1 protein-coding gene is annotated in these 263 nt (G+C 46.4%); it reads right to left on the bottom strand.

The genetic code is table 11. The annotated features are described in order from the left end of the window. Positions 1-158 precede the first annotated feature (158 nt). Positions 159-263 (bottom strand): VOC family protein (locus tag BCT81_RS27310; RefSeq protein ID WP_198596978.1); only part of this gene is annotated, 105 nt, incomplete at its 5' end.

The raw sequence follows: 263 nt of genomic DNA, 5'->3' as shown, positions 1-263 counted from the left end.
GTCGCTATCGGGAATGACGGTGTTCTCTTGCTAGTAAAAACGATGACTCAGAAGAGATACAGTCAAACCGAATGATAGTAAGGCACAACCACTGCACACATCCGTCATTCCGACGAGCCTAGGCGAGATCAGGAATCTCTTCTTAGAACAACCTTAGGTTATGCCTGCTCTGACTCAACAATCTTCTTCAACGAATGTGGGTGCAGCTTGATACAGATCCCTTGATGCTTAAATGCAACGGTTGGGTTGTTCAAACGCTCACC

Origin of the sequence: Vibrio sp. 10N.261.52.A1 (assembly GCF_002876325.1) — a bacterium.
Taxonomy (GTDB): domain Bacteria; phylum Pseudomonadota; class Gammaproteobacteria; order Enterobacterales; family Vibrionaceae; genus Vibrio; species Vibrio chagasii.
Note: the sequence above shows the minus strand (reverse complement) of the source record. Positions and strands in the feature narration are given on the sequence as shown.